Annotated in this window: 12 protein-coding genes; all 12 read right to left on the minus strand. The window is 30.8% G+C overall.

What is annotated here, in order from left to right; all coding sequences use genetic code 11:
• Positions 1-266: 266 nt before the first annotated feature.
• Positions 267-584, minus strand: coding sequence for an acyltransferase family protein (locus tag BM003_RS18285; protein WP_425441060.1), 318 nt, complete (start codon positions 582-584; stop codon positions 267-269).
• 1,135 nt (positions 585-1,719) lie between these two features.
• Positions 1,720-2,328 (minus strand): DapH/DapD/GlmU-related protein, encoded by a 609-nt coding sequence (locus BM003_RS18010; RefSeq protein WP_093674671.1) that lies wholly within the window; start codon positions 2,326-2,328, stop codon positions 1,720-1,722.
• A 673-nt stretch (positions 2,329-3,001) separates the two neighbouring features.
• On the minus strand, positions 3,002-3,679 hold the full coding sequence (locus tag BM003_RS16105; protein ID WP_218143275.1) for a CatB-related O-acetyltransferase: 678 nt from the start codon (positions 3,677-3,679) through the stop codon (positions 3,002-3,004).
• Positions 3,680-3,811: 132 nt separating this feature from the next.
• Complete coding sequence (locus BM003_RS16110; RefSeq protein WP_177184841.1) at positions 3,812-5,137, minus strand: flippase; 1,326 nt, start codon at positions 5,135-5,137, stop codon at positions 3,812-3,814.
• Positions 5,138-5,148: 11 nt separating this feature from the next.
• Entirely contained in the window at positions 5,149-6,003 is an 855-nt protein-coding gene (locus BM003_RS16115) for an alpha-1,2-fucosyltransferase (RefSeq protein ID WP_093674673.1), read from the minus strand.
• A gap of 62 nt (positions 6,004-6,065) precedes the next feature.
• Complete coding sequence (locus BM003_RS16120; protein ID WP_093674674.1) at positions 6,066-7,028, minus strand: hypothetical protein; 963 nt, start codon at positions 7,026-7,028, stop codon at positions 6,066-6,068.
• 260 nt (positions 7,029-7,288) lie between these two features.
• Positions 7,289-8,395 (minus strand): glycosyltransferase family 4 protein, encoded by a 1,107-nt coding sequence (locus BM003_RS16125; protein WP_093674675.1) that lies wholly within the window; start codon positions 8,393-8,395, stop codon positions 7,289-7,291.
• Between the two features lie 24 nt (positions 8,396-8,419).
• Positions 8,420-9,628 carry an O-antigen polymerase gene (locus BM003_RS16130; protein ID WP_093674676.1) on the minus strand — a complete coding sequence of 403 codons (1,209 nt, stop codon included), beginning with the start codon at positions 9,626-9,628 and terminating at the stop codon, positions 8,420-8,422.
• On the minus strand, positions 9,612-10,754 hold the full coding sequence (locus BM003_RS16135; RefSeq protein WP_093674677.1) for a glycosyltransferase: 1,143 nt from the start codon (positions 10,752-10,754) through the stop codon (positions 9,612-9,614). Before BM003_RS16135 ends, BM003_RS16130 begins: the two co-directional genes overlap by 17 nt.
• 75 nt (positions 10,755-10,829) lie before the next feature.
• A complete protein-coding gene (locus tag BM003_RS16140) occupies positions 10,830-11,663 on the minus strand; it encodes a glycosyltransferase family 2 protein (protein WP_177184842.1) in 834 nt (277 codons plus the stop codon).
• Positions 11,632-12,039 carry a transposase gene (locus BM003_RS18290; protein WP_425441061.1) on the minus strand — a complete coding sequence of 136 codons (408 nt, stop codon included), beginning with the start codon at positions 12,037-12,039 and terminating at the stop codon, positions 11,632-11,634. The genes BM003_RS16140 and BM003_RS18290 overlap by 32 nt, the downstream gene beginning before the upstream one ends.
• A gap of 297 nt (positions 12,040-12,336) precedes the next feature.
• A complete protein-coding gene (locus BM003_RS16150; protein ID WP_093674679.1) occupies positions 12,337-13,455 on the minus strand; it encodes a glycosyltransferase family 4 protein in 1,119 nt (372 codons plus the stop codon).
• Positions 13,456-13,873 lie beyond the last annotated feature (418 nt).

Raw genomic sequence — 13,873 nt, forward strand, 5'->3', positions numbered from 1 at the left:
CATGATTGTTCCTGTGGGAAATGCCTTCCCTCTTGTCGGGAACCCTTGTAAGACCTCCCCGGGTAAGAACGACCGCTTTCCTTCCATGTGGCTGCTGCATATACTGTTTGAGATTCGGGCAGTATTGGACTTCACCTTGTTGCGCAGGCTTATCCGTCTCTATTCAGCCTTAGTATGCAGTTCTTGTTCATCAGCCCAGAAGTTTGCCTCCGGCTTCCTTCAGATTCCACCTCACGGTGGACACCCTTGCCTTTGGCTAACAGTTCCTACTGCCAAGCCTGTAGCGGACTTTCACCGCCTAGCTGTCGTCCATGCCGGGCGCACACAATAATATCAAGAAATATCAATTTCTTGATATTTAACTTTACGCCAAAGTATCCGGATATCAGAACAAAAATTGACACACAGGTGTTAAATAGACTATTAACAAAAACTCCGTATATTAAGTTTACACCTGTCACACTAGAATATATGATACTAACTATGTGCATCGTGATAATTCCAAAAATGCAAAGTATTCTTAGTAATTCAAAACTTGATTCTCTATTCTGTACATTATTATAGGCTTTGTTCTCCAATGTCAAATCCCCTCAAATATATATAATGAACCATATCATAATTTTATCAAGTATTGTCCTATACACGCTACCTATCAATCAACATCTTATTTTTTTAGAACGTGTCTAATTATCTTCCTTCTAAAAAATTGTTTAATCTTACATAAGATCTTATATTACGGTTTTAGATGATAAGTATGCGGTATGCATATAATTAAATAGTGCTTTAATGCTTTACAAATCATACTGATAATATCTTCTACTGGAAGGGAATTATTCAGATGATAAACTGGCTTATTGGTGACCAAGTTTAAAAGGATGACTCAACTATGAGTCCTTTTATTTATTAAATGTTGCACTTAGAACGAAAATTTAACATTATCAAATTTTTTATCAAGCCAATTTTTGATAACTACTGCTCAAAGACACTATACAAACGGACAGTCTGTCAACACTTGCTCATCGCTTGACAATACCCAAAAACAATACTTCTGTGATTTGATAGAACATATATTTAAAAATATTATAATAGAAATATTTATTACGATTACAGAGTTACTTTTTAGATGAGAATGAAAAAAGGATAGAAAAGACAAATGTAAATACATAATGGATAGACTACGCTGCAAACGAGTTCAAATAGTTTTAATAGCCATTTATATATTTAAATAAATTTACCTACCAACTTGAATGATCCAAGTAAAGAATAAAATTGGTAAGATGACACCCAGAAAATATGTTTGCGATTTGCTATTTTTCATATCCTCTTTTAAACAGGCAAAGTATCTCTTGGTATTGAGTTGACCGTCGTAACAAAGAGTTCGTGCTTCGTAGAATTATCAAACCAAAAATCATTCAACTACTTGTGTCAGGGAAATTGTGACTTAACTTTCGTCGCTAACAACGGACCTGAAAGAAAAGAAATGCCCTGATCTGCACAGCACTTTGTATCTGTTAAATCACTGGTCTCAAAATCTTGTATTCGTTTCTGATAGTGCTCATGTATTCTACTCGTGTCATGGGACATCCTTCAATTGATAGAAATATCATCACATGTTCGAGTTATTAAGAGAAAGTGTCCATTATTTAACGCTTATGTAAAGATGGGTAGTTTAAAAGTAGACTTTATATTGTCAAGTTCATGTTACTTCACAGATCTTATTTATTTGCTAGTATTTATTCTTGAAATAAATTTACACGGGTTTCCAGCTGCAATTACATTTTCAGGTATGCTTGATGTTACAACACTTCCTGCACCAATTACAGAATTGTTTCCAATAGTAACACCTTTGAGAATAATAGTATTAGCCCCTATAAACACATCATTACCAATAATCACTCTCTTTGATTTAATGTCCTCAGGATTTTGATTATATCGTCTATTATTTGGAGATATTGGATGAAAATCTGTATCAATAACCATTACGTTAGCGCCAAGCATCGTTCTATAACCAATATAAACAGATTTTGCAGCACAAATTGTTGCACCACTAACTCCTACATCATCGCATAATACTATTCTTGAGTTTGGTCGAAGGGTTTTTAATTTAACTGGATGATTCACACCAAGAGATGTATTTTTACTTGAAGAACACAGAACTACATTATTTCCAATAATAATTTTGGATTCTTTTATTAATGATATTATTGGTGTACCAAATAGTTTTAAGTTATCCCCAAAATCAACACCTAATAATTTTAATTTAAGTCTTCCAAAAAAAGATACTATTTCGTTGTTAACTTTACTATAAACCTTGAGCAGAAATTCCATAATAGTCACCACTAATCTAATATGTTCTTTTAATGTAGTTCAATTATTTCGAAATAATTAGTGAATAAATTTTATCAATATTAATATACAATTGATCAACTGCTTATAAATACATAATTTCCCACAAACATGATTCTTTTACTTTATGGTCTAGCTGTATTACGTATGATATCATCTAGTGCAGTCCCGGCCGTTGCACAAAAAATCTTTAGATCAATAAGTACTGACCCCAATATAGTTTGTTTAACTCTGAAAATTCTTTGCAAAATCTTGATTATTAATAAAATTGATTATATAAATCAATAAGGTGTATAGCCGAAAAATTTACTAACTCTTAATTTTTTTGTTATTACGCATTTAAATTTCGTAATACGCGAAAAATTAACAGCTGTATGTTTTATTATTAACCTATTTATTTGTATTAATCAAATTTCAGAATCAAGTCATTCAGACAATGCTTACTCTACTGATTGACAATAGTATGTCTAAAATCGAACCGATAAACGCGCGTTAATCAGCCTTATTTAACTCCAATTGAACGCACCATACATTGAAAAACTTCAGAGGTTCGATCATCTTGAACTGCTTTAACACATATTTTGAAAAGTAGAAAACAGTAAACTCATAAAAGACGTAAGCATGTGTAGATCCGGTAACCGAATATACTTTATTCTCATTCTTTAATTTTTTCCATCAAAATCTTGCAATCAATAAAGTATTTAGCATTCTGTTTTATCCATTTCTCATCCTTTGTCCACCATTGTAGTTTTAGTAAATAATTAATTTCTTCTGGAGAAAATCTATATTTTAATAATTTTGCTGGCACTCCGCCAAATATAGCATACGGTGGAACATTACGTGTTACAACTGCACCAGTAGCTATAATTGCGCCATCGCCTATCTTTATCCCTTCCAAAATTTTCACACCTTCACCAATCCACACATCGCTACCAATAAACACACCTATTTTCTTATCAATATCAAGATAATTATTTTCTTGAAACAATGTTTGGCGGACATAAGTAAATCCAGCTTGTTGACGAGTAGAATAAAAAGCTGGGTGTATTGAAACGAATTTTGATGATGGATGATTTCCCACTACAGTTGATACATTTCCAGCAATACATGAATAATTTCCAATTGTCGAATTTTTAATGAAAGAATTTTGTCCAATATAACTTCCGTATCCAAGTTTTGTGTTCAAAACTATTGCACCACTGCTAATCTTATTATTTCCCGCCATAGATGTATATCTATCTAATACGGCTTGTCTGTAAATCATTGCTCTCTTTCGCCATTTCCATTTTAAATATTTTTGATGTATTTTATGTAGCAATACACAGTTGTTCAATCTATTGTCCACCTCCATATATCTTTGTAAGCAATTGTGTTGTATTACTTTATTATAAAGGTGCGTTAATTGATTTAGGTTCTCCATATATTTTTAAATGAAATTTATGAAGAAGATCTATTCCTGCTAATACTATTTTTTGAATTTTTTAAATGAAGAAAATATATATTTTTTTAATTTTTCATCGAATATATCACGTAAAAATATTGCTTTTATAATAGTAATTCCTACCTCTCTAGTTTCTTTATAGAAAACTGGCATAACAATCTGAATTAATATATGAGTTAATAATGTAGCGATAGCAGAACCCAGAATTCCATACACAGGTATTAATAGCCAATTTAGAATAAAATTAAATATTACTCCAGCTATACAGAACTTATTAATATATTTATTTTTTCCCTCGCTGGATAAATATACTTGTGTAACTGAACTCAAACAAGAAATGCCATAGTACCATACTACGATAATTAAAGTTGACTCAGCAGCTGAATAATCCTTTCCGAATGAAATTCTAATAATTAACTCCGCGAATATTGACACCCCGATTGAGTAAACAATATTTAACCAAAGTATTATTGCATATACTTGTTTTAATCTTTGCATAAATAATATTTTATTTTGGTTTGCAGCCTTGAATAGTATTGTACTAGCGGACTGGATAAATGCTGTTGGAATTATACCCCAAAGAGTTGTTATTGTAAGCGCAGCAGAATATAGACCAACTGCATTTTTATTAAGCATAGTTCCTAATAACACTCTGTCCATTTGGGAATATATTATAGTAATTAATCCGGCTATCATGTAATGATATGACTGAATTAATAATGATTTACATAGTTTTTTGGAAAATATAGGATGAAAGCCAACTTTTTTGATATAAAAAAGCATTAATAGTGCTGCTAATAAAATACAATCAACTGAAAAAGAAAAAGCAAACCATAAAATGTTTGCATTATGGGCAAGCAGATATATTCGATAAATTGACATACCAATATATGCTACTAAACTTGAGATACTTGTATATTTTGAAAGGAGTTTAGCTTGAAACCAGTAATTTGCTGTATCAAAGGCACTGAATAATATTGAAAGAGATTGTAAAATAGCTATCAAAACAATTATTTTATTATTTGGATTCAAAACAAACATTAATCCAATCACACTGATAGCTGAAAGAAACGCAATTGTTAATCTCATAAAAATGCTTGTCCAAATTATTTCATTCTCATCTTCAACACCGGAGGAAATCTCTTTAATTACAACTACTGCTAAGCCTAAAGAAGCGACAGACGAAAAAAAGCTTATATATGCACTTACATAATTAATAGTACCATAATTAGACGGTCCCAAATATCGTGCAGTTGCTAATGAAACGATAAATTGTAAAACCATATTAATAAGTTGACCCCCCATGAGCCAACTTACATTTTTAAAAAATTTAATTTTTGTGTCACCCATGTTTTTTTCCTTTACGCTTTGATTTGGATCCATTCTGTGGGATAATAGTCACCTTTCCAAATTCCGACTCTTGGCGCAATAACAATCTTACCACAGTTTTCATTCAACCACGCCGCCCACCAGCTGAATGTGCTGTTGGCAATTATTTGATGCCTACAGCATGACATAAGATAGAATTCGTTAAGATCTTTATTGCCCTCAGATTTATCTATCTCGACAAATGAAATTTTAAGTAAATTAAATTTTGAAAAATACTTCTTTACAAAATTAATATCATCAGAAAAAATAAAAAAATGTACATTATTTGATATGCTATTAATCATATTTATTGCATTGTCATAATAATCCATATCTAGCGTACAACCAATTCTAACATAATCACCCCTTCTAACATGGATTGCTACACTATTACACGCTATGATTTCTTTTTTCCACCTCATACTGAATGTACTGAGCCTAAAATTAGGTTGATACATTTGAATAATATCTTCTCTATAAACTTTAAAATACTTTTCACTTTGAAAGTAACCTAAAAGACATATGCCATCTCCATTTTTCATAATGCTATCATCGTAATTTGTTGCACCATTCGACTCTTTTATTATTTTTGTGAAAAAGCCTATTTTTTTTCTTAGTCTAATTTTATTGAATATCACTCGACTTAATAGATCTTGTTTTCTTACAGGATTTACATCTTTAATAGTACGAATATTAAGCCTATCCAATTCAAATTTGGGATTCCCATTTTGTCCATAACTTGACTTTTCTATAACAACTCCTGTATGATTTTTTTTTGCTAATGAATAAGCACACGCATATTGAAATAATTGGTTGCCGAAGCCACTATTTACACGAACATAAATCATATTTTCACCTCTTCATTTGATCAGCAAGCCTTTTTATAACCAGCAAATATATCTGTGAATTTTTACCGCCAGTAACAACTATTTTCTATTTTATTTGCTGAAATAGGCGTTTCTTCTTTATTGGGGTAAACCCAATTTTCATTAAAAAGTTTCCTAATATATTGGAACTCATCATTTTCTTCCCATCTTCTCCCTTTAATCCCAAATAAGAGCTGCGTTGCACCTCCTAGATGAATCGCCTGTTTCCCAACGTTCTTAATTTTTTGAGCCAATGGAAAACCGTAGGCTCCACATCCCACAATAGCAATATCAAAATCCGTCTTCATAGATTCGTTAAACATATAATCCAAAGCATCGAACCATGTTTTGAATCTATTATCAGACAATCCAGCCGCTGTTTGAACTGCTTGTAGCGTAATTAATTCAAATTCTGGAAGTATTTTTTTATCAGAAAAAAGTAATAACCTTTTTTTATATTGTTTCTCAATAGTATTGTTAAATGGGTGAATTACTAAAATCCTTTTTCCTTTAAGTGCCAATGTCCATGGCACTTTTACACCAGGAAACCAAGGCTCTAAATATAAAAGATCTGTTAACATAGCATCTTTAGCATAATGCTTAATAACATAATCTTCAAAACCATTCCACCAACGTCCTAAAATATCCACATTTTCTCCACTTTGAAGCATTAATTGAGCAAATTTCTCAATCTCGCTTAATTTGTTGGGGAAAAAACCAGAAAGCATAACCAAATTCTTTACTATAACAGAGTTTACATCTATGTCTCTGTTCATTCTTCTGCTCTTAATATACTCAGTTATGATGTTCATTTCGGAAGCACCATATCTACCGACAAAAAGAGATTGACCGTGTAAAATTTTATCATAAATTAATTTATTAACTTCGTCAGCACTTAATATTTTACGACCCGCAATTCTCTTTGGATTAATTCTATTATGTGTAACCTTTTTATAAATACTTTCCACTTTGCTTTTTATGAAATACATATAAAAATCATTATTCAATTAATTATCCCCTTAATTATACTGTACTCCAAATACATTTTTCTAACGTTGAAAAACTATAATGTTAAAAAAACACCTCAGTGCACAGATATATTTTTTCTAATAACCATCCAAAAGTGATCCTAATCCTCTTGCAATATTGCTCAATTAATCATTGGTTTCCTTTAAAACATAATATACTAAATCAAACTTTTGCAAGCTGCCTCAGGCAATCGGTTTGACATCTGTAAAGATTAAGAGATGACTGTTTTGAAGCGACTTCACATTGAAGTGCCATCAATTGGCGATTTTAAAAGAATATCTGCAATGACTTTTTCCGTAATTATTGCACTTTTTGCCCATGTAAACTCAGCAGCATGGATTTTTCCTTCTATAGATAACTTTTCTTTCAAATCTTGATTATTAATCAATTTATATATACTTCTTGCAATGCTATACTCATCGTATGGATTAAAATAAATAGCATTATCACCACAGATTTCTTTAATCGGAGGAATATTTGATGCCGCTACCGGAATTCCTTTTGCCATCGCCTCAAGCGGCGGCAAACCAAATCCTTCATATAATGAGGGAAACACAAAAATATCAGCGTTATTAAATAATTTATTTAATTCTTTATCAGTGACATATCCTGTAAATTGAATTCTGTTTATATTTTTTGATGCAAACTCATTTACTCTACTATCGCCCGTAATAAAGCCATCTTTTTTCCCAACAATTATCAAATTATGTGGAATTTTATGTTTAATTATCTCAAATCCCTCAATCAACTTTATTAAATTTTTATGTGGTTTAATGTTCCCGACGTACAACAAATACGGAGGATTATCCACAGGTTTAGCCTCTGAATGGAACCATGTCTGGTCAACTCCATTGTAAGTTATTATAATATCCTCCTTTTTATAAGACACAAATTTCATTAATTCTGCTTTTGTAAATTTAGATACTACCATTATTTTATTTGCCTTTTTACTTATCATTTTAAACATAACTTTAGCATATGTTTTTTTAATAAACCCTTTTACATATTCTTTCATCGAAATATGAAATAGATCATGAATTGTTACTAATAAATTTCCGCGATAAAACAGTGGAATATTATAATGTGGAGACCAAAATAGTAATGTGTTTTTAGGAATTTTTCTTATAATTTCAATTTGCTCGCTAATTGAGTAAATTTTTGAACTACATTTTATAATTGTTACATTAGCAAAATCTTTATATTGATATAAACTGTCGTTATCTCCTAACAAGCAAAATTCAACATTTTGCATATCTCTTATTACAAAATCCACAATATTGGTAATATATCTTCCTATACCAGAATTATTTTTCATTCGCATGTCAATACATATTAATGGCTTCATAAAAAAACCTCTCTGGAATTGATGTTATTGTCTGTTCGTGTGAATTGTTTTTTTGTTGCTCATAATTGCACATAAAATTGTAAATATTATTAGAGTCCAGATAATTCCTACATTAAACATATATGTTCTCCATATTTCAGCGAAACAATAAGTAATTATTGGCGCTATTATACTCACAATAGAAGAATATCTATAGAAATGACCTGCTATCAATGAAAACAAAAAGGATACTATAGAAATCAGTATATAACCTAACCAACCTAAATTTGTGAAGATATCAAGAAATGTTGAATTAGTCGTCAATGAAGAATCCAGATCAAATAACTGTCTATAATTTATGTTATAGAAACTGCTCTCTCTATGTATTGGGATAAAAGTTGGAGTTAGATAATTGAAAAAAGTTGAATAATCAACATAAGGTAAAATAGTTTCAATATTATTTGCCACTCCCACGCTTCCCTGAAATGGAGATCCAATATATGTATTGATTTCAGATAAATTAGATATTATAGGATTATTTATATTATAATTTTGCATATAAAATTGTTTATTCCGTGAATTATTTAATATGGTTAACACTATAAATGCGATCATACAAATAACTATTACTTTCTTTAATGAAAAATGATATTTATTTTTAAATAATAAGTATATTACTAATATAATTGTTAATACTATTGCTAACCGTGAAGACATCAGTGAAGTTAATAATAGCATGATTATATTCGAAATATTAATAAATTTTGCTTTTTTAAAATGAATAATATTAAATATCGAGATAGACCCACTTAGTATTGATAAATAGCGCAATGTATTTATTCCCACAGAATAATCTTCATATAATATGTTTTTTAATTGATTAGCTTGTCCCTGGATTACAGAATTAAAAATAGCAGGATCTTGTCTTAAAACATTAGCATAACTGTACAGTACTCCAATATGTGCTAGCATAGAAATAAGTGTATAAAATTTATTCAAATTAACGCTGTCCAAAGCGTTTATTCGCTTTATTCTTAACCCAACATTAAATCCAAAATTAGAAAATATATAAATTGAAAGATACCAACTTCCTATTAATAATAGTGAAAATGAGTTGAAATTTTCCTTCTGAATAAATCCTCTTCTCAATCCAATATCTGGATATGACCATACTAATAGGCTTGCAATAGATGTCAGTAATACAATTCCATTTGGTTTTAGGATGAAATTAATTATCCTATTCACATCGATCACTCAAATCCTTTATTATTGAAATCGCAATTTTATTCCAAGATTTATTTTGAGAGATATTTTTTAATGCAATTTTACGGCTAAGTAACTCATCAGTACCAAAATTTAGTACTAACTTAATATATGAAATTAATTCATTATAATTTTTATATAGATACAAAAATTGTTGTTTTCTATTTCTTCTTGATAATTCATCTGTATATCTAGAAATGGGAATTAACCCTGAAGCTGCATATTCATATAATTTCATAGGACTTCTTCCATTATTACTTGGATCATCATTAAGTGGAAGCAAGCCAATATCGGCATTTTGTAAATATGCAGGCAGTAGTTTATAATCTATTGACCCTAATATAAATATGTTACTGTATCTGTGCAATACTTCTCTTTTGTCCTTTGTGATAGGTCCAACTACAATAATACTTATTTTCGGAAAATTTCTAGCTAATACAAGAAATGCATCGATATCAATTCTTTTATCTAGTGCACCAACATATATTATTTTTAATCCACTAATAGATTTGTATGCATCTGGCACATCAAATGTTTGCATAAAATGACTTACATCAACCCCATTTTCAATAATTTTCCCTTGTACTGATTTGTTTAGATTTCTAATATGTTTATAAACTGGCTCTGATGTTGCAATAAATGATCTAGACTTTTTTAAGATTCTTTTCTCTAAAATGTCTAATTTAATGTTATTTCTCATTTTACTGTATATATCCGTTGGTCTATAAATTATGGAGTTACAATGTACAATATCGCATATTGGATAAAATGTTGGTTCATCAATAAACAGAACATCAATACTGAGAAATTCAGTTTTCTTCAAAATTCTCCTAAGTTTTAATTTAAATAGTTTATTGTCAAATAACAAGAATCTAGATGGAATAAGTTTAAATGGGACTATATTTTTAGGATTTCCGATATATTTGTTTTTTGATAAGCAAAGTTTAAATCTTTTTTTTATCTCGTCATTTCTAATATTTAAAACATGTAGTGGTGTAATTGGAGTACTTATGTGAAGAACCTCATGACCCATTTTTGCAAATGTATTTGCTAAGTGATGTGAGCCTACAACAAATGTGCTACCTATAAATGTATGACTTGCAAACAAAATCTTCATGACTCACCCTCATTTTTATCTTAATATAAAAATCTATTGATACCGGAAGATTCAGATAGTAACTGTTTATTTTCGCTAAGTAAATAATATTTTTAATATAGCTCCACAGTACTTTAATAAACAATACAGTAATCCTTTATATCGATAATTTTTATAATAGAAATGTATATTAGACTTTATCGGTCTTTCTTTTTTGGAAAATAATTTTAATAACCTTATCCATTTAGATAGTGATTTGTCTAATGGTGTGCCAATTATTGAATTACGCTCACACTCTCCTACAACTTCAGTTGCAACAAAAATTGGATATCCATTTCTGCGCATCATTAGTGAATAGTCATAATCGCCATATGCATGTTCATAGTAATTATCAATTAGGCCTACTGATTTTAATATCTCATTTGGAACTAAAAAGCAATTCCAGTTAGCAATGTGACATTCTTGAAGCTTTCCATTTGGCTTTAATAGATTACTACTTCCTATGTGTGATTTGCGTACAAATCTGCTTCCACCATATGTTATCCTTCCATTATTACTTGATCTGGTAGTTCCAACTATTCCGCACACTCGATCAGCAATAGTGTAGGATTTAATCATAGTGCTCAACGCTGTTTGGTAAAAATTTACATCATCATTAATCATTAAATAAAAATCATTATTATCTTGAAATGCCGCCTGCATTGCTATATTCATTCCTTTGCACCAATACAGATTGCCACCAGTAATAATAGTTGCCTCTGGAACTAACTCTTTAATCTTAGCTATTGTATTATCAGTTGATCCATCGTCACAAATGTAGAATTGCACTTGCTTACACACTGTATTAATCACTTGTTCCCTGATTTTTTTAATACATTGCTGTGTTTTTTTCGATCTGTTATAACATGTAAATATCACTGCTATTCTCACACGTATTTTTCCTACCAATCTTTAAGTTTTTAGAAATCCCTCTAATTAAAATAGAGTATTTGAGTCTACTAGTCCATGATATCCTGTTACGTAAGTTTTTGAATCTTTCTCCATTCAAGACTGAAGTCTTCTGAAAGGCCTTGTGCTCAATGCACACTGAATTCTGACTGAACTCAGTCATCAATTCTAAGCATGTCGTCTTGATTTTATTTGATTGGTTGGCAGCATAGTACGGATGATTTCGTCTGTCATGGTGCCCGCCGACCGTTGTACAAAAATAGCCTCTGGGCCATAAATGCTGACCACAGTATCGCTTTTTCAACTCTGGAAATTCATCCTGTAATAACCTAGATGAACGTCCTTTCAGATACTGCATGACTTTACTCGGAGCTAGACTTGGTGGACACGAAATCAGTAGATGAATATGCTCTTTACCTTACCTATGCTCCCCTGCAGGATTGTGATCCCTCCGGTTTCACATCCCTGTCGAATCAGTTCTCACAACCGGACACCCACCTGATCTCACAATACTTTATAGTGGTATTTTGTCACATAGATTACGTGATACTTGATATCATAGATCGCGTGAATACTTTTTTGATAACCGTCCATACTTTTTACCTCTGTAGAAACTACGAAAACTAAATATCCTAATACTTTTGTTCTCCATATACTATTTTTGTTGCAATCGATTCTCTATAAAATTTCTAAATCTTTCTCTGAATTTTTTTTCCGAAAACAATATAGCATTATTTCTACAATTTATTGGATTAAACAGTGAACAATTATCCTCAAATATATTAATAGCTTCAATTAAAGATTCCTCTGTTTGTTCTTTATAAAAAACACCAGTTGGATTCTCATTTCCCATTTCCCTAATTGTTTCTCTGAGACCACCTTCCCCATATGCAATGATTGGCGTTCCACATGCCTGCGCTTCCACTGGTGTAATCCCAAAATCTTCTACGGCTGCATATACAAATGCTTTTGCATTTTGCATGTATTTTGTTAAAACTTCGTCACTCTGATATCCAAGTAAAATAACATTTGATCCAGAACTCTTTTGTATCTTGTTAAACTCTGGACCATTACCAATTACATACAGTTTCTTATAGGGCAGTTTAGAAAATGCTTTCACAATCAGATCAATCCTCTTATATGGTACCATTCTAGAAGCTGTCAAATAGTAGTTCCCTTTTTTGGTTTTCAACTCGAACCTTTCAATATTTACTGGAGGATATATAACATCGGATTTTCGCCTATATACCTTCCATATACGCTTCGAAATAAATTGAGAATTAGCAATAAAAAAGTCTACTCCGTTTGCAGTACGATAATCCCATATTCGAATTTTATGCAAAAAATAACGAGCTATCAATCCTTTTATACCTTTGTTTAATCCCGATTCTCTTAAATATTGATGTTGCAAGTCCCATGCATATCGAATTGGGGAATGGACATAAGAAATATGTAACTGATTCGGTCCAGTAATAACCCCTTTTGCAACAGCATGCGAACTTGAGATTACAACATCATACTTAGAAACGTCTAGTTGCTCAATGGCTAAGGGCATTAGTGGTAAGTAACTTCTATATTTCGTTTTTGCAAAAGGTAACTTCTGAATAAAAGAGGTTGTTACTTTTTTATTTTGAATAAATCCTCTTTTATCTTCAGGTAAAAAATCAACGAGTGCAAAAAGATCTGCTTCCGGAAAAATTTCGAGTAATTGTTGTACAACTTTTTCTGATCCCGCATATGAAACAAACCATTCGTGAACGATTGCTACTTTCATAAAATACATCCTTTGCTTGATCTATTTGTATAGATTTATAAGCACCTTATTGTAACTAAGTTTTATACCTTTTTCTTTCTTGATGTCCTCAAAAATGTTGAATGAAAAATGCAAATATTATTATTTGGTATCCTTGGTGGTAAATTTCGCAACACTTGGAAAGAAAAATTTGGTTCAGATATTTGTTTTACATGGGTTAAATTCAATGATTTATATTAATTATTAATATAACCTTTGGGAACAGATATCAATACCAATTCCAAATTATTATTTATCATTCTTTTTATTAATTCGTACCAGTAAACTGATACCCCTCCGAACTTTTGTTTTGAAAAGATTAAGGTATCTAAATAAATTTTCATAGCCACCTCCAATTGAATGAAATAAAAGTATAAAATTTTTTCAACAAAAAACACTA

Origin of the sequence: Sporolactobacillus nakayamae, from assembly GCF_900113325.1 — a bacterium.
GTDB lineage: Bacteria > Bacillota > Bacilli > Bacillales > Sporolactobacillaceae > Sporolactobacillus > Sporolactobacillus nakayamae.

Excerpts from the sequence above, each read along its gene's own strand:
- BM003_RS18290 (WP_425441061.1), bottom strand. The coding sequence starts at position 12,039 with ATGCAGTATCTGAAAGGACGTTCATCTAGGTTATTACAGGATGAATTT.
- BM003_RS18010 (WP_093674671.1), bottom strand. The coding sequence starts at position 2,328 with ATGGAATTTCTGCTCAAGGTTTATAGTAAAGTTAACAACGAAATAGTA.
- BM003_RS16110 (WP_177184841.1), bottom strand. The coding sequence starts at position 5,137 with ATGGGTGACACAAAAATTAAATTTTTTAAAAATGTAAGTTGGCTCATG.
- BM003_RS16135 (WP_093674677.1), bottom strand. The coding sequence starts at position 10,754 with ATGAAGATTTTGTTTGCAAGTCATACATTTATAGGTAGCACATTTGTT.
- BM003_RS16150 (WP_093674679.1), bottom strand. The coding sequence starts at position 13,455 with ATGAAAGTAGCAATCGTTCACGAATGGTTTGTTTCATATGCGGGATCA.
- BM003_RS16125 (WP_093674675.1), bottom strand. The coding sequence starts at position 8,395 with ATGAAGCCATTAATATGTATTGACATGCGAATGAAAAATAATTCTGGT.
- BM003_RS16115 (WP_093674673.1), bottom strand. The coding sequence starts at position 6,003 with ATGATTTATGTTCGTGTAAATAGTGGCTTCGGCAACCAATTATTTCAA.